This window comes from Candidatus Methylomirabilota bacterium (genome assembly GCA_036005065.1).
Taxonomy (GTDB): domain Bacteria; phylum Methylomirabilota; class Methylomirabilia; order Rokubacteriales; family DASRDR01; genus DASYQW01.
Genome location: DASYQW010000213.1, coordinates 1 through 21,234 on the forward strand (window position 1 = coordinate 1; position 21,234 = coordinate 21,234).

General features: G+C 68.8%; 22 protein-coding genes and 1 pseudogene. 4 read left to right on the forward strand and 19 right to left on the reverse strand.

All coding sequences use genetic code 11. The features are described from left to right. Nucleotides 1-234: 234 nt before the first annotated feature. From VGW35_15740 to VGW35_15750, 3 genes are all read right to left on the reverse strand, one after another. Entirely contained in the window at nucleotides 235-1,149 is a 915-nt protein-coding gene (locus VGW35_15740; GenBank protein ID HEV8309112.1) for an ABC transporter permease, read from the reverse strand. A gap of 7 nt (nucleotides 1,150-1,156) precedes the next feature. After that, entirely contained in the window at nucleotides 1,157-2,077 is a 921-nt protein-coding gene (locus VGW35_15745; GenBank protein HEV8309113.1) for an ABC transporter permease, read from the reverse strand. 202 nt (nucleotides 2,078-2,279) lie between these two features. Next, nucleotides 2,280-3,815 carry an ABC transporter substrate-binding protein gene (locus VGW35_15750; protein ID HEV8309114.1) on the reverse strand — a complete coding sequence of 512 codons (1,536 nt, stop codon included), beginning with the start codon at nucleotides 3,813-3,815 and terminating at the stop codon, nucleotides 2,280-2,282. Nucleotides 3,816-4,010: 195 nt separating this feature from the next. On the opposite strand from VGW35_15750, the gene VGW35_15755 reads away from it, so the two are divergent. The 3 genes from VGW35_15755 to VGW35_15765 are packed head-to-tail and all read left to right on the forward strand — an operon-like array spanning nucleotide 4,011 to nucleotide 4,881. Beyond that, nucleotides 4,011-4,283: a hypothetical protein gene (locus tag VGW35_15755; protein HEV8309115.1), complete on the forward strand. Its 273-nt coding sequence runs from the start codon at nucleotides 4,011-4,013 to the stop codon at nucleotides 4,281-4,283. Further along, nucleotides 4,280-4,645: a hypothetical protein gene (locus VGW35_15760; protein HEV8309116.1), complete on the forward strand. Its 366-nt coding sequence runs from the start codon at nucleotides 4,280-4,282 to the stop codon at nucleotides 4,643-4,645. Before VGW35_15755 ends, VGW35_15760 begins: the two co-directional genes overlap by 4 nt. Before the next feature lie 14 nt (nucleotides 4,646-4,659). Beyond that, complete coding sequence (locus VGW35_15765) at nucleotides 4,660-4,881, forward strand: type II toxin-antitoxin system HicA family toxin (GenBank protein ID HEV8309117.1); 222 nt, start codon at nucleotides 4,660-4,662, stop codon at nucleotides 4,879-4,881. Nucleotides 4,882-4,909: 28 nt separating this feature from the next. Here the strand turns inward: VGW35_15765 and VGW35_15770 are convergent, their stop codons facing one another. The 16 genes and pseudogenes from VGW35_15770 to VGW35_15845 form a co-directional block, all read right to left on the reverse strand. Beyond that, entirely contained in the window at nucleotides 4,910-5,275 is a 366-nt protein-coding gene (locus VGW35_15770; protein HEV8309118.1) for a FixH family protein, read from the reverse strand. Further along, complete coding sequence (locus VGW35_15775; GenBank protein HEV8309119.1) at nucleotides 5,272-5,955, reverse strand: ATP-binding cassette domain-containing protein; 684 nt, start codon at nucleotides 5,953-5,955, stop codon at nucleotides 5,272-5,274. Before VGW35_15775 ends, VGW35_15770 begins: the two co-directional genes overlap by 4 nt. After that, a complete protein-coding gene (locus tag VGW35_15780; protein HEV8309120.1) occupies nucleotides 5,952-6,947 on the reverse strand; it encodes a branched-chain amino acid ABC transporter permease in 996 nt (331 codons plus the stop codon). The genes VGW35_15775 and VGW35_15780 overlap by 4 nt, the downstream gene beginning before the upstream one ends. Beyond that, entirely contained in the window at nucleotides 6,848-7,714 is an 867-nt protein-coding gene (locus tag VGW35_15785; protein HEV8309121.1) for a branched-chain amino acid ABC transporter permease, read from the reverse strand. The genes VGW35_15780 and VGW35_15785 overlap by 100 nt, the downstream gene beginning before the upstream one ends. A 32-nt stretch (nucleotides 7,715-7,746) precedes the next feature. Next, nucleotides 7,747-8,070 (reverse strand): annotated as a pseudogene (locus VGW35_15790) (type II toxin-antitoxin system PemK/MazF family toxin). A gap of 376 nt (nucleotides 8,071-8,446) precedes the next feature. After that, complete coding sequence (locus VGW35_15795; protein HEV8309122.1) at nucleotides 8,447-8,890, reverse strand: cupin domain-containing protein; 444 nt, start codon at nucleotides 8,888-8,890, stop codon at nucleotides 8,447-8,449. A 109-nt stretch (nucleotides 8,891-8,999) separates the two neighbouring features. Next, nucleotides 9,000-9,719, reverse strand: coding sequence for an ABC transporter ATP-binding protein (locus VGW35_15800; GenBank protein HEV8309123.1), 720 nt, complete (start codon nucleotides 9,717-9,719; stop codon nucleotides 9,000-9,002). Between the two features lie 2 nt (nucleotides 9,720-9,721). Further along, nucleotides 9,722-10,465, reverse strand: coding sequence for an ABC transporter ATP-binding protein (locus VGW35_15805; GenBank protein HEV8309124.1), 744 nt, complete (start codon nucleotides 10,463-10,465; stop codon nucleotides 9,722-9,724). Beyond that, nucleotides 10,452-11,366: a branched-chain amino acid ABC transporter permease gene (locus tag VGW35_15810; GenBank protein ID HEV8309125.1), complete on the reverse strand. Its 915-nt coding sequence runs from the start codon at nucleotides 11,364-11,366 to the stop codon at nucleotides 10,452-10,454. Before VGW35_15810 ends, VGW35_15805 begins: the two co-directional genes overlap by 14 nt. A 7-nt stretch (nucleotides 11,367-11,373) precedes the next feature. Next, nucleotides 11,374-12,258, reverse strand: coding sequence for a branched-chain amino acid ABC transporter permease (locus VGW35_15815; protein HEV8309126.1), 885 nt, complete (start codon nucleotides 12,256-12,258; stop codon nucleotides 11,374-11,376). Between the two features lie 116 nt (nucleotides 12,259-12,374). After that, nucleotides 12,375-13,598, reverse strand: coding sequence for an ABC transporter substrate-binding protein (locus VGW35_15820; protein ID HEV8309127.1), 1,224 nt, complete (start codon nucleotides 13,596-13,598; stop codon nucleotides 12,375-12,377). Nucleotides 13,599-13,701: 103 nt separating this feature from the next. Beyond that, nucleotides 13,702-14,775 (reverse strand): alpha/beta fold hydrolase, encoded by a 1,074-nt coding sequence (locus VGW35_15825; protein ID HEV8309128.1) that lies wholly within the window; start codon nucleotides 14,773-14,775, stop codon nucleotides 13,702-13,704. Then, on the reverse strand, nucleotides 14,772-15,620 hold the full coding sequence (locus VGW35_15830) for an ABC transporter permease (GenBank protein HEV8309129.1): 849 nt from the start codon (nucleotides 15,618-15,620) through the stop codon (nucleotides 14,772-14,774). The genes VGW35_15825 and VGW35_15830 overlap by 4 nt, the downstream gene beginning before the upstream one ends. After that, nucleotides 15,613-16,566 (reverse strand): ABC transporter permease, encoded by a 954-nt coding sequence (locus VGW35_15835; GenBank protein ID HEV8309130.1) that lies wholly within the window; start codon nucleotides 16,564-16,566, stop codon nucleotides 15,613-15,615. Before VGW35_15835 ends, VGW35_15830 begins: the two co-directional genes overlap by 8 nt. Before the next feature lie 19 nt (nucleotides 16,567-16,585). Further along, on the reverse strand, nucleotides 16,586-16,957 hold the full coding sequence (locus VGW35_15840; GenBank protein HEV8309131.1) for a nuclear transport factor 2 family protein: 372 nt from the start codon (nucleotides 16,955-16,957) through the stop codon (nucleotides 16,586-16,588). Nucleotides 16,958-16,971: 14 nt separating this feature from the next. Further along, nucleotides 16,972-18,516 carry an ABC transporter substrate-binding protein gene (locus VGW35_15845; protein ID HEV8309132.1) on the reverse strand — a complete coding sequence of 515 codons (1,545 nt, stop codon included), beginning with the start codon at nucleotides 18,514-18,516 and terminating at the stop codon, nucleotides 16,972-16,974. 163 nt (nucleotides 18,517-18,679) lie between these two features. Here VGW35_15845 and VGW35_15850 point away from each other — a divergent pair, with 163 nt between their 5' ends. Next, nucleotides 18,680-21,220 carry a hypothetical protein gene (locus tag VGW35_15850; protein ID HEV8309133.1) on the forward strand — a complete coding sequence of 847 codons (2,541 nt, stop codon included), beginning with the start codon at nucleotides 18,680-18,682 and terminating at the stop codon, nucleotides 21,218-21,220. Nucleotides 21,221-21,234: the final 14 nt, after the last annotated feature.

Sequence of the window (21,234 nt, forward strand, 5' to 3'; positions counted from 1 at the left end):
CGGATCTCGCGGTCGTAGCCCAGGCGATAGCAGGTGAGTGACCAGCGAGCGAGCTTCACCGCCGCCCCTCGGGACAGTAGGCCGGTCCCCCTCCGGTGTCAAGGGGACCGCCGGGCGCCGACTACCGGGGCCGATGCCTCCGGTAGAGCCCCCCGCCAGCGCGTAGAGGGCCTGATCCGCCTTCGCCCCGCTGATGTTGGTCAGCAAGACCAGGCCGAGGTCGTGCTTCGGCTGTCACGGACGCAGGTGGGGATCGAGGAGGTCGCGGAGGCCGTCGCCGAGCAGGTTGGCGCCGAGCACGACGAGGGAGATGGCGAAGCCCGGCACGGTGGCGAGCCACCAGGCGTTGGAGAGATAGTCGCGGCCCTCGGCCAGCATCAGGCCCCAGGACGGCTGGGGCGGCTGGACACCCATCCCCAGGAAGCTGAGCCCGGACTCGAGCAGGACCATCGTCGCGAACTGGCTCGAGCCGATGACCAGGATCGGGGCCAGCGTGTTGGGCAGGATGTGGTGGACGATGATCCGCAGGTCGCTGGCGCCCAGGGTGCGGGCGGCCTCGACGTACTCGAGCTGGCGGATCGTCAGGACGTTGGCCCGCACGGTGCGCGCGTAGAGGACCCAGCCGCTGAGCGCCAGGACGCCCACCAGAGCCAGCGGGCTCGTCCCGACCACCGCGACGATGGCGATGGCCAGCATGATGACGGGGAAGGCGAGCTGGACGTCGGCCACTCGCATGACGAAATCGTCGACCCGTCCCCCGAAGCAGCCGGCGGCGAGCCCCACCACCACGCCGGCCCCGGCCGCGAGGACGACGGCGCTGGCGGCGAGCGCCAGCGAGATCCGCCCGCCGTAGAGCACCCGGGCGAGGATGTCGCGCCCGAGGTTGTCGGCGCCCAGCACGTAGGCGGAGGTGCCGCCCAGCGCCCACGGCGGCTGGAGCCGCTTGCCGAAGCTCGGCTTGATCGGATTGCTGGGCGTGAGCCAGGGCGCGCCGATGCTGGCCAGGACCACGACGAGCAGGATCAGCCCGCCCACCAGGGTGAGCGGACTCCGCCGGCCCAGACGGAGAACCCCGCCGCCGGCGGGCACCGCGCGGACGGGAACCAGCGGGCGGGTCTCGGCGTCGGTGGAGACGGGCACGCCGATCACGGCGGCCTCAGGTGTACCGGATCCGGGGGTCGAGGACGGTGTAGAGCACGTCGACCAGCAAGTTGATGAGGACGAACACCGTGGCCGAGAGGATGAGGATCGTCTGGACGACCGGGAAATCCCGGAAGAAGATGGCGTCCACCACGAGCTTCCCCATGCCGGGCCACGCGAAGACGGATTCGGTGATGACGGCTCCGCCCAGCAAGGTGCCGATCTGCAGCCCGATCACCGTCAGCACCGGGATCGTCGCGTTCTTGAGCGCATGTCGCAGGACGACGATCCGCTCGGTCAGCCCCTTGGCCCGGCCGGTCCGGATGTAGTCCCGGCTCAGGATCTCCAGCATGCTCGAGCGCGTCAGCCGCGCCACCAGCGCCGTCGGGAACGCGGCCAGCGTGATGCTGGGCAGGACGAGGTACCGCCAGCCCTGGAAGCCCGAGGTGGGCAGCCAGCGCAGCGTCACGCCGAAGAGCAAGATGAGCATGATCCCGAGCCAGAAGTTGGGCAGGGACTGACCCAGCACCGCCAGCGCGGTCCCGGCGTAGTCGTAGCCCGTTCCCTGGCGGACCGCCGCCACGATTCCGATCGACACCCCGAAGGCGACCGTCAGCAACATGGCGGCCAGCGTGAGCTGGAGGGTCGCCGGCAGGCGCTCCACGACCACCTGGAGCGCCGGCGAACGGTACTGGAAGGACTGGCCGAAATCGCCGCGGAACACGCTTCGCAGGAAGATGCCGTACTGGACGTAGAGCGGCTGGCGGAGCCCGAGCTGGCGGTTGAGCTCCTCGACCGCCGACTGGGGGGCGCCTTCCGGCAGGAGCATCTTGGCCGGGTCGCCGGGGATGACCCGGAGGATGACGAAGACCAGGACAGAGACGCCGGCCAGCGTGACGGCGGACTGCCAAAGCCGCCGGACCAGATACGACCGCATCGACGCCCCTTACTCTCCCTCTCCGAGCGGCACAGAGAAGGTCAGCAGAGCACTACGAGGCTGTCGGAGTACCCTTGCGCTGCGGATCGACCAATCACTGACGGTTGGTGGTCCGCTCCGAGCGGCGGCTATGCCGCCGCGCCCACCCACCCAACCCGAGAGGGGGGGAATCGGGGGAGTCTTCCGAGACCCCCCCGAAGAACTAGGCGAGGCTCGTGTCACTCAGCAGGATGTAGTAATCGCGCCGGGCCTCGAAGTTCCGGAGCTTGTCGCTGACGGCGTAGATGGCCACGCTGTAGTACGGCCAGATCTCGGGCTCTTCCTCCCACAGGATGCGCTGGAGCTCCTCGTACTTCTGCTGGCGCACCTTCGGGTCGGGGACACGGCCCTCGGCGATGAGCTGCTCGACGCGGGGGTTGTTGTAGCGCGTGAGCTTCTCGGCGCCGGCTCGGGTGAACCACTGGCCCAGGAACCAGTCGGGGTCGTGGGGAAGGTGCGCCCAGCCCGAGTAGAAGATGTCGTAGGTGCCGGCCGTCCGGTGCTCGCGCGCGGTGGCGATCTCCAGGTTCTTGATGTTGACCTTGATGCCGACGTCGCTCAGCATCGCGGCCACCGCCTGGGCGATCTCGAGCTGCTTGGGATAGAGGTCCTTCATGAGGACCCAGTCGACCGACACGTCCCGGAGGCCTGCCTGCCGGAGGATCGAGCGCGCCTTCTGCGGATCGTAGGGCTTCTGGCCGAGGTTGGCGTGGCCGATGAGCCCGGGCGGGATGGGCGAGACCACCGGACGGCCGTAGCCGAGGAGGAAGTCCTTGATGATCACGTTGCGGTCGATGCCGAGGGAGATCGCCTGCCGTACGCGAACGTCCTTCACCGGTTCCTTGGCGAGCTGGAAGTGCCAGCGCTGCGTCTCGATGGCGGGCACGTCGAGGACCCGCACCCCCGGGCTCCCCTTGAGGGTCTGCACGAGGTCGGGCGGCACGCGGTCGATCACGTGGAGCTCGCCGGCCCGGAGGGCGGCCGTCCGCGTCGAGAGCTCCGGGATGAAGCGGAAGGTGACCTTCTCGACTTTGGGGAGGCCGGGCTTCCAGTAGCTCGGGTTGGCCGCCATGACGACGTGGTCGCCATGGGTCCAGCTGGCGAAGCGGAAGGGGCCGGTCCCGATCGGCTTCTGGAAGAAGGCGTCCTCCTGGCTGGCCGCGCTCGGCGGCAGCATGCCGAGCATGGTCAGATGCGCCGCCAGCGAGCCGAACGGCCGCTTGGTCGTCACGTTGACCGCGTAGTCGCCGTCCTTCTCCACCGTCTCGATGTCCTGGTAGACGAACGACTTGATAAGCTTGCTGTTGTCCCGGACCCGCTTGAGCGAGTAGACGACGCTGTCGGCGTTGAAGGGGCTCCCATCGTGGAAGCTCACGCCCTTGCGGAGCGTGAAGCGCCAGGTCGTGTTGTTGACGACGCGCCACGATTCGGCCAGAGCCGGCACGAACTTGGAGTCGTTGGTCACGTCGACGAGGGGATCGTAGATGTGCCGGAGGACCGAGGTCGCCGAGATGGAGTAGTGGTTGGCCGGATCGAGGGTGAGCGCCCGCTCGGAGACCCCGGCGATGATCTCGCCGCGACGTCCCTGAGCTTGGGCCATGGTCGGCAGGCCCGTTGCGGCCGCGCCGAGCAACACTCCGCCACCGACCAGGAACTGCCGCCGGGACAGCCGCGCGGATTCGCTCGCATGCTGGCGCATCGTCGCACTCCTCTGTGGCTAGAAGGGAAGGTCGGGCTCAGTCTCGATGTATGCCATCCAGCCCTCTGCTGTCAAGCGCCGTGAGTCAGGGGTAATGGCCGGTTACCGAGTCGGGGCCCTGCCTTGACAGATCAGACAAAACCATTCAGGCTTGGGGGCCAATCACTTGGTATCCTATCTGCTGAGGGCCAAGCCGTGCGAAAACGCAGAATCAAGGGGCCAGACGGGTCGGAGGTGGAGGCGACGGAACTCTCGTTCCAGAACGTCCGCGAATATTGGAATGAGTACTTGCTCGACGACGGAACGATCCTAAAGCTCAAGCCGATCGCGACCGAGGTGTTTCGACTTGAGGAGCAGTACGACCCGGATGGCAACCCGATCTACATTCTGCGGTCGAAAAACATTCTTGTGGTGAATGCGCCAGATCATGTGAAACGCCCACAGACCGAGGAGGGGGGCGGAGCATGAGCAATGATCCTGCGCTTGTCATCGATCAGAACACACGAGCTACCTCGGTTGGGTCTCGGGAAGAGCGGGGTTTCAGGTCCCGGGCGGACACAGTCGAAGAGATCCGTCTGCCCGAGGATATCCTCGAGCGCTACATCTCGGTCGCGTTGCGGCAAGCCGTCCCCCGGCAGCTAGAGTCCGGTGAGTGGTACGCTGACCTTCCTGGTTTTCAAGGGGTGTGGGCTGGCGCGAGTTCTCCGAAGGATTGCTTGGATAGTCTGGCAGAGGTGTTGCGAGAGTGGGTGATGTTGAAGATGCTGGACAGGGATCCTGACCTTCCCACCGTCGACCAGATTGATCTGAGGGTTCTGTACCAGCACTGACCGCCCCAGAGTGAATGGGGCTCCCCAGACAGACGACCCGGCAAGAGCTCGTCCGGAAGTTCCGAGCTCTCGGGTGGATTGGGCCGATTTCCGGCGGTAAACACGCCTTCATGAAGAACGGCCCGCGCAAGGTGCATATTCCCAATCCGCACGGTGCAGAAACCATCCATGGCTCCCTCCTCAAGGAGATTCTGCGGCAAGCCGAGATCGAGGAGGACGACTGGAGCCGAGCGTGACGCGAGCGACTTGCGCGACGTCTCTGGCTCAGGAGCCGACGTCCAGGGTGTGGGTCACCTGGTCGTTGAGGGGGCGGCTGATCCGCACGGCGACGACCCAGCGGCCGGCCATCTCGAGCTCGAGCGTGCCCTGGTAGGTTCCGGGCTGAGGGCCCGGGGCGGCGGTGACGGGGCGGACCCGGTGAAGCAGGGGCATGGACGGCATCTCGGCCGCGAGGGTCACCGTGGCGCCTTCCACGGCGCGCCCCGTGTGGCGGTCGGTGAGCCGGACGCGGCAGCGCTGGCGCAGGGGCGTCGCTTCGGGCGCGCAGGCGACCTCGACCGCCACCGCCGCCGGGGGTGGGGGCGAGCAGCCCAGGCCCACCGCGCCGAGCAGCAGCAGGAGCGGCCTCATCGCGCCGTTCCGAGATAGGCCGCCCGGACCCGGGCGTCCGACCGCAGTCCGGACGGCGAGCCGTCGAAGATCTTCTCCCCGAGGTGGAGCACGACCACCCGGGGGCACAGGCGCGTCACGACGGCGAGCCTGTGCTCGACGAGCACGAGGATGCGGCCGGGCGTCGCCGCGTGCTCGACCAGCGCGACCATCGCGTCGGTCTCGGGGGGCGTGAGCCCGCCGAACGGCTCGTCGAGGAGGAGCAGCCGCGGCTCCCCGGCCAGGGCTCGCGCCAGCTCGAGCCGGCGGCGCTCGGCCGGTGTCAATGCCCCGGCCAGCTCATCCCGGCGGGCCCAGAGCCCGACCAATCCGAGCCATCGTCCCGCGTCGAGGGGGCGGCCCGCGCGGACGTTCTCCTCGACCGTCATTCGCGTGAACACCCGGGGCGTCTGGAACAGCCGAGCCACGCCGGCCCGGGCCACGGCGTCGGCCGGCCGCCCGCTGAGCGGCGTGTCCCCGAGCATGACGCGGCCGGCTGCCGCCCGCACGAACCCGCCGATGGCGTCGAACAGCGTGGTCTTGCCGGCGCCGTTGGGGCCGAGAAGCCCGACCCGCTCGCCGGGGGCGGCGCCGAGCGTCACGTCGCGGAGGGCCGCCGTGCGGTCGAAGCTCACCGAGAGGCCTTCGACGGCAAGCGTCACCGGCGCCCTCCGAGAGCCCACCGCGTCAGGCGGTGGACCGTGACCTCGTCGAGCAGGCCGCGTGGACGGATGACCAGGAGGACCATCACCAGTCCGCCGAAGAGGATCATCCGGTAGCTCTCGAGAACACGGAAGGACTCGAGAAGCCCGATGTCCACCGCGACGCCGATCGGCGGGCCGAGCGGGGTGCCGAGGCCGCCGATCAGGCCGTAGGCGAGGCTGTGGACGCCCAGCATGACGTCGGCGTGGCCCGGCTCCACGTAGGTCGCGTAATGGGCGAAGAGGCCGCCGCCCACGCCGGCCAGGGCCCCGGCGGCCGCCAGGCTGAGAATCTTGGCCCGGCCCACGCGGATCCCCACCGCAGCGGCGAGGTCCTCGTCCTCGCCGATCATGCGGAGCACCTCGCCCCACCGCGAGCGCAGCAGCGCGGCGAGGGCGACGAGGGTCAGCGCGAGAAGGGCGTAGATCCCGAGCGCATAGGCGCCGAGCGGCGTCCCGCTCGTGAAGAGGGCACGGATCCCGCGGAAGCCGTCCGCCCCGGCCGGCCCGACGAGATCCGGGCCCACCCGCACTTGATGGTGAAAGGCCAGGAGCCCGATCCGGACGAGCTCGCCGAAGGCCAGGGTTCCCGCGGCGAAACCGAGACCACGGGTCGGCGCCATGGGGAGCGCGAACACGGCGCCGCCGAGGGCCGCCACCAGCGCGCCGGCGGCGATCCCGCCGGCGAGCGGCGCACCATAGAGGGCCGTCGCCAGGCCCGCGGCATAGGCGCCAATCACGAAGAATCCCTGCTGCCCGAAGGAGATGCGCCCGGTCACCAGCAGGAGATAGGCGGAGAGCGCCACGAAGGCCTCGATGCCGATCCGGATCAGCAGGGAGACCGCGTAGTCGCTCAGAGGGCGCGGCCCCGGCTCACCCGAGGGGCGAGCGCCACCGCCAGGAAGAGCAGAGCGTAGGCGGCCAGGTCGCGGAACTGACCGCCCAGGTGCCAGAGCGTTTGCGTCTCGACGACGCCGAGCACGATGCCGCCGACGACCGCACCGGGCAGCGAGCCGGCGCCGCCGAGAAGCATGGCCGTCAGACCTTTCACGGTGGCCCACAGCCCGAAGTACGGCGTGATCTGCTGCTGGCTCGTGACGATCAGGATCCCCGCCACGCCGCCGACGGCGGAGGCGAGGAGGAAGGCGGCCGCTCCCAGGGCGCCGACGTCGATGCCCATGAGCGTCGCGGCCTCCGCGGAATCCGACAGCGCCCGGATGGCCGTGCCCAGGCGCGTCCGGTAGAGGAGGGCGAAGAGGCCGAGCATGATCAGGGTGGCGCCGCTCCACATGAGGAGCGCATCCGCACGAAACAGCAGCGGACCGAGGGACAGGGTAGGGAGCCAGGCGGGGGCGGGGTAGGCCATGGTGCGGCTCGGCGCCATCAGCGCGATGAGCTCCTGGAGCTGCATGGACACGGCGAACGACGAGATCATGGACACGACCGGCGCCTGATGCCGGAGTGCCCAGAAGGAGCAGCGCTCGACGTACACGCTCGTGAGGAGGACGGCACCCAGCGTTGCGGCGACGGCGGCCGAGAGCATCCCGGGCCAGCGCTGGGACACGAGGCTTCCCGCATAGAGCCCGACCAGGATGGTGGGCCCGAAGGCGAGATTCGGTCGGCGGAGGACGCCGAAGATGAGCGTGAAGCCCAGGCCCAGCAGCGAGTAGGTGGCGCCCAGCATCACCCCGTCGACCAAGGCCTGGACGAAGTCCACCACGTGAGGGGGTTACCCTCCGTCGGCCCCTGTCGCTACAGGCCGAGTGCCTGCCGCAGGTCGCTGGCCACCTGCTCCAGGTCTTCCCGGTTCAACGTCCCGAGGACGCGCCGGATGATCTTCTTCTCTACGGCGACGATGTTCGAGATGCGAACGGTACTGGGATGGCGCAGTCCCACGGCCTTCCAGCCCCGGAGCGGGTGGTCGCCGGGTCCGGGTCGACGGTAGTACTTGGGTCGACTGCTGATCGGGCAGACGACGACGTCCAGCAGGTTTCGGTGGAAGGCGTTCACGCTGACGACGAGCGCCGGCCGCGGCTTGGAACCGGACTGGTCCGAGAACGGCACGTTGACGACGACGACCTGCCCCCGGTCATAGGTAGTCGTAGAGGGGCATCCGGCTCACCCTCCCAGGCGCGAGCGAGGCGCTTCCTGGCAAGCTGCTTCCACTCGAGTCCCTCCAGGTCCTTCTCGGAGATGGGTTGGATCAAGGCGTAGGGCTTGCCGTGATGGGTGACGATGATGGGCTCTCTCGTCTTCCTCGCCCGCGCCAGATAGGCGGACAGCCGGTTTTTGACCTCGGCGACGCTGGCAAAGCGCATGCCCCACCCCCGATGTTATAGCCACAAGTATAGCTATAATTCATCCCGCGATCCATTCGGGAGACAGCTGCGCTCCAAGGCGTCCGGAGCGCCCGCCACGGGAAGAAGTGCGGCAGTGAGCTCCCCGCCGCCTCTTACTTGGCGTTGATCGTGGTCGGCTTGCCCTCTTCTCCCATGAAGACGACGAGGATCTTGACCGGTGTCGTACCCTTGTTGAACGCCTGGTGCCAGTGATTGACGTCTTCCATGAAGGCCTGCCCCGGCTTGTACTCGCGCGGCCGCCCTCCGTCGGCCTGTACCGTGATCGTGCCTTCGAGGATGTAGACGAAGACCGGCACCGGATGCTGATGGCGCGCCGTCCGCCCTCCGGGCTCGAGCTCACCGGTCACGGAGACGACTTCCGGTTTCGCGGCCTTGGGATACTCGATCTTCATGTCGCTGGCCGTCTTGCTGGTTTTCAGCACGGGCGTGACCTTGAAGCCCTTGGGGAGGGCCTGGTCGTCGCCGGCGGGCTGCTGGGCGGTGGCCGCGGTCAGCAGGACGAGGCTCACCAGGGTGACGACGCCGAGTCGTTTCATCGTTTCCTCCAGCTGCTCGGGGGAGAGTGAGTGCAGGGCCGCAGCCCCGCGGTTGCCACCAAACTAGCGGGGGGCGTCGCACGCTGTCAAGTCGGCGGGGGTCGCCTCGCTATCCGCCCGTGATGCCGAGGTAGGCCCGGCTGATGGCCTCGTTGGCCGAGACCTCGGCCGCCGTGCCTTCGAAGGCGATCCGGCCCTGCTCCAGGACGTACGCGCGGCGGGCGATCGACAGCGCCATCCGGGCGTTCTGCTCGACCAGGAGCACGGTGAGGCCTTCGCGGTTCAGACTCGCCACGATCTCGAAGATCTGCTCGACGACCATCGGCGCCAACCCCAGCGAGGGCTCGTCCATCATGAGCATCCGGGGACGTGCCATGAGCGCGCGGGCGATCGCGAGCATCTGCTGCTCGCCGCCCGAGAGGGTCCCGGCCGCCTGACCGGCGCGCTGGCGGAGGAGCGGGAAGCGCGCGAAGGCGGCTTCCAGGTCGGCCGCGACGCCCGGGCGATCCCGGGAGAGGCGCGGGTAGGCGCCGGCCAGCAGGTTGTCTCGCACCGACATGTGGGGGAAGACCAGCCGGTTCTCCGGGACCAGCGAGAGGCCGTGGGTGACGACGCGGTCGGCCGGGACCGCCGAGAGCTCGCGACCCTCGAAGCGGATCGCGCCCCGGCGGGGCCGGAGGATCCCCGCGATCGTGTAGAGGAGAGTCGTCTTGCCCGCCCCGTTGGGGCCGAGGATGCAGGTGACCTCGCCGGGGCGTGCGGTGAGAGTCACGCCGCGGAGGGCCTGGATCATCCCGTAGCTGGTGACGAGGTCCCGGACCTCGAGCACGATCAGCGTCGCTTCCCCAGGTAGGCCTCGCGCACGCGCTCGCTCTCCTGGACCTCGGCCGGCGGACCCTCGGCGATCTTCTCGCCGAAGTTCAGCACGACGACGCGCTCGGCGACGGCCATGACCAGCTCCATGTGATGCTCGATGAGCACGATCGTCTTGCCGCGCTGCTTGAGGAGCCGGATCCGGTCGCGGAGCTCCGCGATCTCGGCCGCGTTCATCCCGGCGGCCGGCTCGTCGAGGAGGAGGAGGTCGGGCTCGGCGGCCAGGATGCGGGCCAACTCCAGACGGCGCTGCTCGCCGAAGGCCAGGCTGCGCGCCAGCTCCTCCTTCCGGTCCCGGAGTCCGCAGAACTCCAGCGTGGCCTCGATCTGGGTCAGTCGGGCCCGGTCCGTCCGGAGCCACCGGCCGAGCCGTCCCCGGTCGCGCCGGGCCCCGGCCCGCCCGACCACCCAGAGGTTCTGCCAGACGGTGAGGTTGCCGAAGAGGCGGATGTTCTGGAAGGTCCGCCCGATCCCGGTAGCCAGCACACGGTGCGGCGGCCAGCCCGTGATGTCGCGGTCTCGGAAGCGGACCCGACCGGCAGTCGGCGCATACACGCCGGTCACCAGATTGACGATCGTGCTCTTGCCCGAGCCGTTCGGGCCGATGAGCCCGAGGATCTCGTTCGCGGGGACGGCGAGGTCCACCTGGTGAACGGCCCGGACCCCGCCGAAGTGCTTGCTGAGCCGTTCAGTCGCGAGCACCGGCGGTCGCCCGACCCGGCCGCGCGCGGAAGGCCAGCCGGCGCACCAGGCCGACGTCGATGATCCCGTGAGGGCGGAGGTTCATCATCAGGACGATCAGGACGCCGAAGAGGAGGTTTCGCCAGTCGCCGAGGAAGCGGAGGCCGTCGATGAGCAGCGAGAAGAAGAGAACCCCGGCGATCGGCCCCAGCACGCTCCCGGTGCCGCCGATCAGCGCGTAGGCGATGGCGAAGGTGGCGAGGAGCACGCCGAAGTCTTCCTGGGAGACGTAGGTGGCGTAGTGGGCATACAGGGCGCCGGCGAGCCCCGCCACCAGGCCCCCCGCCGTCATGGCCGAGACCTTGACCGCGGTGAGGTTGATGCCGACGCTGGAGGCCGCCAGCTCGTCCTCACCGACGGCGCGGAGGACGGCGCCGGCCCGGGAGCGGTCCATGAGCCAGAAGGTGCCGAGCACGACGAGGACGCAGGCCCAGGTGAAGGCGACGATGTGAAGCGACGACCAGCCGTTCTGGTAATAGTAGGTGATGCCGCGGAAGCCCTCGGCCCCGGCCGGGCCGATGGTGCGGTCCCCGATGCGTACCGTGTACTTGAGGTTCAGGAAGACCATCCGGACGATCTCCGTGAAGGCGAGCGTGGCGATCACCAGGAACAGGCCGCGGACGCGCAGCGCGGGAAAACCCACCAGGAAGCCGAAGAGCCCGCCGACCAGCGCCCCGAGCAGAACGGCGGGCACGAGAGGCCAGCCCAACATGGCCGTGGCGGCGCCGGCCGTGTAGGCCCCGAGGGCGTAGAAGCCGGCCTGGGCCATGGAGATCTGTCCGGTGAGGATCACGACGTAGGCGCTGAGCCCGAGGAGAATGCGGAAGCCGAAGAGGGTCAGGAGGCTCCAGTAGAACTCCATGGCGGGCTCAGGCGCGGGCGCGCGAGCCGAACAGGCCCCCCGGGCGGAAGACGAGGAAGGCGAAGAGCAGGAGGTAGGTGACCATGTCTCGATAGCCGATGCCGACGAAGTAGAGCGCCTCGTACTCCACGATGCCCAGGAGGAGTCCCGCCACGATGGCGCCCGGGATGGAGCCCAGCCCCCCGAGGACGGCGGTGACCAGGCCCTTGACGGTGAGGGGCAGAGACAGGAGCGGGGAGAGGTTGCCGACCGCCGAGCCGATGAGGACGCCCGCGATGCCGCCGATCATCCCGGTGATGACGAATACGGCGGCGTTGACCCGCCTGAGGCCGATGCCGCAGAGCTGGGCCGCCACCGGCTGCTGGGAGACGGCGCGCGTCGCCAGGCCCAGGCGCGTCCGGTAGACGAGGACCCAGAGTCCCCCCATGACCACCAGGCTCACCAGGAACATGAAGCCGAGGTCCCCGCGGAGCAGCCAGGGCCCCGCGTCCAGCATGAGCTGGCCCAGGGGAGCCGGGAATGCCACCGGCCGCCCGTAGGTCGCGTGGGCGAACACCTCGTCCAGGAAGAAGAGCATCCCCATGGTGGCCATCAAAGGCGCCAGCGGATAGTCGCGCGGCATCCAGCGGAAACAGGCCAGCTCGATCACCAGTCCCAGGACCCCGGCGGCGGCGACGGCGGTGAGGAAGACGACCACGAGCGGCGCCCCGGTCAGGTGGAGAACCCCGAGTCCGATGTAGGCGCCGGCCAGCCCGGTGACGGCGAAGGCCAGGTTCAGCTTGTCCATGACGCCGAAGATCATGGTGAAGCCGATCCCGATGAGGGCATAGGAGGAGCCGAAGAGGAACCCGTTGAGCACCTGCTGGACGACGTCCAGGACGAGATCGGTCATCGGGGTGCGTTCGGGCTAGCCGCGTGATCGAGTCTGGCGATGGAACCGGGCCGGTTCATGGGCGAAGTGCCGGGCGCCCTCCCCCGTGTCCGGCGAGGGCGCCCGGCGGCGTCCCGTCAGCGGGGGCGGGGATCGAAGAGGACGGCCCAGTCGGAGTTCCGCGCGATGGCGAAGACGTACGGCTTGACCGATTCCCGGTCGTCCGTGCGCTTCACCTTGCCCAGCAGCCCGTCGAACTCCTTCACCTTGGCGAGCCCGTCACGGATCCGCCGCCGGTCCTGCTGGACCGTGTTGGGCTTGGCCTCCACCCCTGATGTCTCGATGACCTGCTTGAGGACGTAGAGGTTCTCGTAGACCGCCGCCGAGTGGAGATCGACGTTCCCCTTGTACTTGGTGCCCACGATCTTCGCTACGCGCTGCGCCTCCGGCGTCACCGGCGCGAAGCCGGTGGGGATGATCAAGCCTTCGGCCTCCGGGCCGCAGCCGGCCATCGTCTCCAGCGTCGCGCTGGACGTGAGCCCCACCAGGAGCTTCGGCTTGACGCCCTGCCGCTTCATCTCGCGCAGCACGCCGCAGGTCGTGAAGGGATGGGCCGAGATGGCGATGACGTCGGGCTTCGCCCGCCGCCACTTGCCGACCTGGGTCGAGAACTCGGTGTCGGCCAGCAGCCACTTCTCCCAGCCCATCACCTCGAAGCCGGCGGCCTTGGCCGCGGCGTCCATCGTCTGGGAGTTGGAGTTGGAGTGGGCGAAGTCGCTCTCGACGCCGCCGGCGACGGTCTTGACGTCGGGGTTCTTCTCCTTGAGCCACTTGAAGAGGTGGTCGTACATGGTGGGCTCGTGGGGTACGTTGCGGAACGACCACTCGGAGATCTTGGCCAGCCCGGGCTTGATGGCGGTGTCGCTGAAGATCGGGACCTGGAGACCGGAGTCGCCGGCGTCGCCCACCTTCCGCTGGAGGATGCCGAACAGAGGCTCGGCCACGTTGGAGCAGGTCGGCCCGATGATGGCGAGCCAGTCCTCGCTGGCCAGCTTGCGCACGACCGAGATCCCTTCCTCCGCGTTGCACCGCTCGTCGGCGAACGTGATGGCGACCTTGGCGCGCGTGCCATCGGCGAGCTTGATGCCGCCGGCCTGGTTGAGTTCGTCGACGGTCATGTCCATGACGGCCTTGGAGTTGATCCCGAAGCCGCGGATGACGCCGGTCATGGCTCCTACGCCGGCGATCTTGACGACGCGGTCCTCGGCCGTCGCCGGGACGGCCCCCGGCAACCACGCCAGGGTGGACGCGAACCCCGTCAGGGTGACGAGGACGAGCACGGCTCGAACCAGATGTGTCATAGGCGCACCTCCGTCGGCAGCGCAGGTAAGGGTGGAGGCCCGGATTTGGTAGCCGGATGATAGTCCAAAAGGCCCCCTTGCTCAAGCGTGCGGCTCCGGGCACTCACTCGAAGAACCGCCGGAGCCGCTCGCGGTACTCCGGGTGGTCCACCGTCTGGATGTGGTCGGCCCCGCCGACCAGCCAGAGACCCGCCCGCCGCCCGGTCGCCTCGTAGAGGCGCAGCGTCTCCTGGTGGGGGATCAGGCGGTCTCCCGTCCCGTGGATGAGCAGGAGCGGCCGCTCGGCCAGGATCCCGATGTGTCGCTCGGGCTGATGCTCGCCCACGTCGGCTCCGGTCCACAGCCAGCCCCAGAGCCGGCCGAGGTGCCAGAGCGGCCCGGCGGCGGAACCGAACGGGCGAAGGAGCGTGGCCCGGGCGACGCGCTCGAGGCTCCCGAAGGTCGAATCCAGCACGACCCTGTCGAACAGCCCGTGTCGGGCGGCCGCCTCGATGACGGCGGCGCCCCCCATGGAGTAGCCGAGGGCGTAGATCGGCCGGCCCGGGTGCGTGCGCCGGATCCACTGGCGGGCAGCCTCGACGTCCCGGCCTTCGCGGAGCCCGAAGGTCGAGGTGCGTCCCGCGCTGTCGCCGTGCGCGCGGAAGTCGAAGAGGACCGCGTCGTACCCCATCTGGTGCAGCAGCACGGCCGGCACCAGGAAGTTCTCCTTGTTGGCGTTGAAGCCGTGGGTGACGAGGACGATCGGCCGGTGCTCGGAGCCGGCCGGGATGTGCCAGCCCGACAGGCGAAGGCCGTCCGCGACGAACGTGATGTCCGCGTAGGGCAGCCCCACGGCCCCCGGCGTCCCGGCCGGAGCGATCCGGATCGGGTGAAACTGGAGCGTCGCCAGCAAGAGCGGGAAGGCCACGCCGAGCACCACGACGGCGTACACGCAGAGGCCGATCCCGCGACGGACGCCGCCGGCCTTGCCCACGACGTGCTCGACGCCGGTCCTGACGCCCCGGTCGAAGAGTCGCAGGGCGACGATGATCAGGGCGAACGCGGTCACGTCGAAGAGGAAGGCCGACGGCGGGTAGCGCCCACCGAGGGCGCGCGCCAGGGTGAAGCCGCGCCCGCCGACGATGGCGGCCAGGGCGAGGCCGTAGATTGCGAGCCCGATCGCCGCTCGCCGGCTCACTGGAGTCGCGGGTCGAGGACGTCCCGCAGGCCGTCACCGAGCAGGTTGAAGGCGAGCACCGTGCCCGAGATGGCGACCGACGGCCAGAGGAGCGGCAGCGCCGAGAGCTGCATGAAGCGGCCGGACTGCTCGACCATCCGCCCCCAGGACGGGGTCGGCGGCGGCGGGCCGAGCCCGAGGAAGCTCAGCCCCGACTCCAGCAGGATCGCGTGGCCGGCGGCGAGGGAGAGCTGGACGACGATGGGCGCCAGGATGTTCGGGAGGATCGCCCGGGCGATGATGCGGGCGGCCGAGGCGCCCAGGGCTCGCGCGCTCTCCACGTACTCGAGCTCGCGGACCGCCAGCGTGCTCGAGTGGACGACGCGGGTGAATCGCGGGATGTAGAGGACGCCGATCACCAGGATCAGGTTGGGAAGCGACGGGCCGAGGAAGGTCACCACCATGATGCCGAGCAGGATCGGGGGAATGCACAGGAGCCCGTCCATGGTCCGCATGATCACGGCCTCGGTACCCCGGCCGACATAGGCGGCCAGGGTTCCCAGGGCCGTGCCGCCGGCGGCCGCCAGGAGCACGCTCGACAGGGCGACCACGAGCGTGATCCGCGCGCCGTGAACCAGGCGGCTCAGGATGTCGCGGCCGAACTCGTCGGTCCCGAGCAGGTGGGTCAGGCCTGGCGGCTGGGCCTTGGCGCGGGGGTTGAGGGCGCTGGGGTCGTGGGCCCCGAGGCCGGGGGCCAGGGCCGCGACCAGGATGAGGAGCGTCACGGCGACGGCGGGCGCCGTGAGCGGCCCCGAGCGACGGAGCCGGCGCCAGCCGGCCCGGTGGGGGGGACGGCCGTCAGCCATAGCGAATGCGCGGGTTGATCACGGCGTAGCAGAGATCGGTGACGAAGTTCACCGCGACGAACAGCCCCGCCGCGAGCAGCACCACACCCTGGATCACCGGGTAATCCCGGGTGCCGAGCGAGCTCAGGAGGAGGGTGTTCAGCCCCGGCCAGCTGAAGATGTACTCCACCAGGACCGCCCCGGCGAACATCGAGCCCACCTGGAGACCCACCACCGTGACGACGGGCAGGAGCGCATTCCGCAGGACGTGCCGCCGGGCCACCGCGCGCTCGGGAAGACCCTTGGCGCGCGCGGTCCGGACATAGTCGTGTGAGGCTTGCTCGAGGTAGCTCGCGCGGGTCATCCGCATGGTGGTGGCGAGGGGCGCGGCCGCCAGCGCCAGCACGGGTAGGGCGAGGTGTCTGAGGAATCCCCAGGGGTCCTCGCCGAACGGCACGTAGCCGGTGGGTGGCACCCAGCCCAGGGTGAGCGAGAAGAGGAGGACGAGGAGCATCCCCGTGACGAAGACCGGCATGGAGAAGCCGAGGAGGGCCGCCGCCGAGGCCAGCGGGTCCGCCCACCGGCCGCGGTGGCGGGCGGCGAACATGCCGGCCGGGACGCCGGCGGCGAGAGCCAGGAGGGTCGCCGGGACGACGAGCTGGAGCGTCCGCGGGAGGCGATTGGCGAGGTCGGTCGCCACCGGACGGTCGTCCACGAGCGAGCTGCCGAGATCGCCGCGCAGGACGCGGCCGAGCCACGTCACATACTGGATGGGGAGGGGCCGGTCGAGGCCGAGCCGGGACCGGACACGGGCGATCTGCTCGGGGGTCGGCTGGGCGCTGTCGCCGCCCAGGATCAGGAGGGCGGGGTCACCGGGCAGGAGGTGGATGGCGAAGAAGAGGAAGGTCGCCACCAGAAACAGGAGGAGCGCGGAGAGCCCCAGCCGGCGGACGAGATAGATCCACACGTAGTCGATCGGCCCCGCACTAGATCACGCCCTTGCGGAAGGAGCGCTTCGCGGCGATCTGGCCGTCCCGCAGCCCGAGGACATCGCAGCCGTAGACCTCGAAGCGCGCACCGCCGACCGGGGTACCGGTGGTCACCCACTCGACGACCGCGTGGGTCGGGCAGGCGAAGTGCCGGATCTCGTCCCAGCGGACGTCCGGGATCTTGCGCAGGACCTCGGCCACCTGCTCGCGCACGGCCGCTTTCCCGACCGCGCGCGTCCCCCAAGGATCCTTGCCGAAGGAGGCCTCGAACACGATGTCGTCCGTCATCATGGCCATGATCCCGTCGAGATCGTGCCCATTCCAGACCGTGTTGAAGCGGTTCACGAACCCGTCGCCATCGAATGCCATGCCCGTCCTCCTCGTTATTCCTTGTAGAGGTAGCGGAGCCCGCCCAGGCTCTTGTTGCCGAGGGCTCCGGGCAGGCGCGTGTAGCCGCCGATGGTGGCTCGGGTGGCCTCGGCCTGCGGGCGCCAGTGGAGGAAGACCCACGGCGCCAGCTCCGTCAGCCGCTGTTCCACCTGGGCATAGATGCCCGCCCGCTTGGCCTGGTCGGCCGTCGCTCGGGCATCGTCCAGCAGCTTGTCCAGCGTCGCGTCGCTGAAGTCGACAGCCCGCGCGTACGACGCGCCGCCGGTGCCGAAGAACGCGGTGTAGAAGTCCGGGTCCGGCCAGGGCAGGCTGAACCCGTCCATCATCATCTGGTATTCGCCGCTCACCCGCTTCCGCTGCTGGGTCGGGACGTCCATCGGCTTCAGCTCGACGCCCGGGAATCCGGCGCGCTGGAGCTGGGTGACGATGATCTGGGCCTCGTCCATGTGGACCGAGAGGGTCGTCGAGTCGAAGGTGAGGCGGGTGGTCGCGGGGTTGACGCCGGCTTCGGCCAGGAGGCGTTTGGCCCGGGCGACGTCGTAGCGCCAGGTGGACTGGAGCTGGCGGGGAAACGCCCAGTGCCCCTCGGGAATCAGGCCGGCCCCGAAAGCCCGCCCGATCCCGCCCCAGGCGAGGTCGATGATCTCCTTGCGATCCACCAGGTAGTTGAACGCCTGGCGAACCTTCGGCTGGTCGAAGGGCGGCCGCTTCGGGTTCAGGCGGATCACGTTGAAGGTGTCGTAGCCGACGTGGACGCGGAGGGCCGGGTCCTTCTCCAGGACCTTGATCTCCTGCCAGGGGATGTATTCGGCCATGTCCACGCTGCCGGTCTTCAGCGCCGAGACGCGCAGCTCGTCCTTCGGGATCGAGCTCGCCTCGATCCGGTCGAGATAGGGGAGCGGCGCGTCCCAGTAGTCGGGGTTCTTCACCAGCGTGTAGCGAACCCCGGTCTCGAAGGGGCCGAGCTTGAACGGGCCCGTCCCGCTGGCCGCGCGCTTGAAGTCGCCGCCGGCCTGGGCCCACTTGCGGTCCACCATCATCGCCTCCCCGGCCGCCAGGAGCTCGAGGAAGGGGGCGCTCGGCTGCTTCAAGCCGATCCGGACCGTGTGCGGATCGACGACGGTGACGGCCTGGATGACGCCGAACTCCTTGGATCGGGTGGCGTTGGTGTTGGGATCCAGGGTCCGCTCGAGGCTCCACTTGACGTCGTCGGCCGTGAACGGGTTCCCGCTGTGGAAGCGGACGTTCTTCCGGAGATGGAGCACGTAGGTCGTGGGATCCGGCGTCTCCCAGCGCACCGCCAGTGCGGGTTCGAGCACACCCTTCAGCGAATAGCGGAGCAGCCCTTCGTAGATGTTGTTCTGGAAGGTGTAGGTGGTCGCGCCGTAGTTGATGTGCGGGTCCCAGCCGGTGGGATCCCGCAGGAGGGCGAGCTTCAGGACACCGCCGGCCTTCGGCGCGGCGGCCCGGACGGGCCCCGGCCACGAACCGGCCAGAAGAGCAACCAGACCGAGCAGCACCAGGCCACGCACGCGCATGCTTCAACCTCCGGGTTCGAGCGTTGCGGCAGCATCTTCCCAGAGACGGCGGCACGGCGCAAGACCTCTATTGACAACGCCGCCACGGGATCTTAACTTTTAGCCCCCCGGCCGGTCAGTGCGGTGCCGCAGCCGTCGCTTGCAGAGCACAGGGAGGCTGGCGATGTCGGATGATATCAGTCGCAGGTCGTTCCTCAAGGGGACCACGGGAAGTGCGCTCGCGCTCTACGCGAGGCCGGCAGCGGCGTTCCAGGAGCCGGCTCCTCTGCTCGACCCCACCAACGCGGATCTCGAAAGGCTGTATGCCGAGCTCCGCGCCGATACGCTGGCGCGGCACTACGCCTTGGGGAGGTTCTTCCGCGCGAACCATTTCTCGACGGGCAATTTCCTGGGGCAGCGGAAAAGCTTTGATTGTCGCGCACTCTGGCAGATGACGCCAGGAGTATACAACAGTGCGGCCGGTCTCCGTCAGCTGGACCCGGCGCCGCAGACGAGGGAACGGTGGCGAATCTTTCTGCACAACAGGGAAAATCCCCTCATGATGACCGGGATGCGCCTCGCCCAGCTGGCCATGGAGCACGCCCTCGGAAATCCAGGGGCTCTCAAGATCATCCGGCTGACGCTCCGGACTCTCGGATCCCTCTACAAGATCAAGGATCCGCGGGATCCCTTCGCTGGCTTCATCATGCGATACGACGAATGCACCTCGGACCAGTGGACGGTCGGGTTCGAGCGGGGTAAAGAGGTTCCCGACAAGTGCTGCCAGTTCTTTCTCGATCCGAACCCGGAGAACCACCCCCCGGCGGGCAAAGGGGGAGCTGCCTACCTGCACTGCACCCCACTTGAACATCCGGTCTACAAGGCGGCTCTCGAGCGGGGCGACGGTCTCATCAAGGGGCTCTTCCGGCACCACGAAGTATCGATGGACGAGCTGGTCGGGCTCGTGACCGGCTATTCGACGGTCCACACGCTGGTCACCGCACCCGACGTGCGCGCCGCGGTGAGAGCTCAAGTCTCGAATCTTGCGCGGTACCTGGTCAAGTTCGGTTACCTCCTGGTTCGTCCCTGCGGAGGCTTCACCGCTCGCGGCTCAGCCGGCGTTCTGCCGGCCCTCGAGTTTCCCTTCAGTCGAGTCTTTCGCCGTATCACCGGGAGGACCTTCGGGGCGCCCTGGTCGTCGGTCGGGCGTCCGTTCGACTCGGACACCAGCTTCGTCGACGCCTTGAAGGCGGCCGGGGTCTGGCTGTGCCTGGAACAGCCGGTCGAGGCAGCCGGGCGGGCTGGCGCCGCGGCGGGATTGGTGCTTCTTCCCGGCTGGACCGTCGCCGGGGTGCTCGGCGCGGCGTTTGCGGCTTTTCTGGCTGACAGACTGAAGTTGCGGGACGACGATGCCAGAACGCTTCTGTTGACGATCAGAGACGCTCTGGCTGACATCACCGGCGCGTTCGGGCCGGCGGCGGGAGCCGGATTCGGATACGTCATCTTCAGGGCGATTGCGCTCTACGACAACCGGCGGTGTTTCGACGTATGGGACGAAAGCCAGCAGGGAGAATTCGCGCTGGCGTATCTCCTGAAATGGCTCTCTCCTCAACAGCGGTTCACCCATTGGATGCGGCTCAAGCCGCAAGGGGGGTCGAGTGACGCCTTTAAAGTGTTCGTCGGTCTGACGGCCCTGGACGATGCCAACACGGCAGTACGAGACGAGTATCAAAACTGGTATGACCGTTACATGGCGAATGTCGAGCCGACGGACGAGATCCTGGGACCCCCCACCGATCCACAGGCTGCGACCTGCATGAACGCTGCCGTCGCCGCTCTGCTGCTGGGCAGAGAGTCCGACGAGAACAGCGTGACCCGGCAGATCCGGCGCATGTTCGGGCAGCTCACGGACCCGGACACGCATCGGCGCAAACCCGTGCTGGGCGATGATACGGAAGACAAGCGCGGGATCGGCTGCGGGCGGGTTGAATTTCCGTACGTCCATGAGTCGCAAGACAAGAACTTCAACGGTAAGACGATATGGATCGGCGGATACCTGACGAGCCTCTCGTTCGCCTGGTTTCACGCCCAACGGAAGCGTGCGGCTGGTCTCGAGCCGGCGCCCGGCTTTCCCGAGCTTCCACCGCCACGCCGGTTCGACCTGTGGCCAAGGTCCATGGTCCCTCGCGACGTGATCATCGCGGCCCAGCGGAACCAGCTCGTTCTCCCGCTCGACGCCCTGCGGAGAGGGGGGCTCCCGACACCGATTCCGTCGAACGGCATCGATCTCTTCGTCGATCCACCGGAGAAGCCCGACTCCCCTCATTGCGGAAAGAGCGCTCCACCTCTCGGGTCCGTGGCCTTCCGGGTCGCGACCCCCCTCATCGGGCCCGTCGTTCCGACCCCCGGTAACCGGGATGGACACAAGCGCGTCACGGTGACGCACCGGCAAGAGGCGCCGCCGCTGACGGGGACACGCGACCAGTACGACCTCGTGCTCTCCGATCCGATCCGCGATCCCGCAACGATTCGTGACAGCGAGCTGCTCCTCGAGGCCAAGTACGAGCCCCACGACGCGCCCAATGCCGTGAGCGTGACGGTGGTGGTCGAGGCCAAGTGGATCTTTCCTCCACTGCCGGCTCGACCTGTCAAGCGAAACGGATTCTTCAAGGCGAAGTTCTTTCTCTCGTGGGTTCCCAAGCAGATCGCTGTCTGCAGCGGCTAGTGGCGCGGGCATGG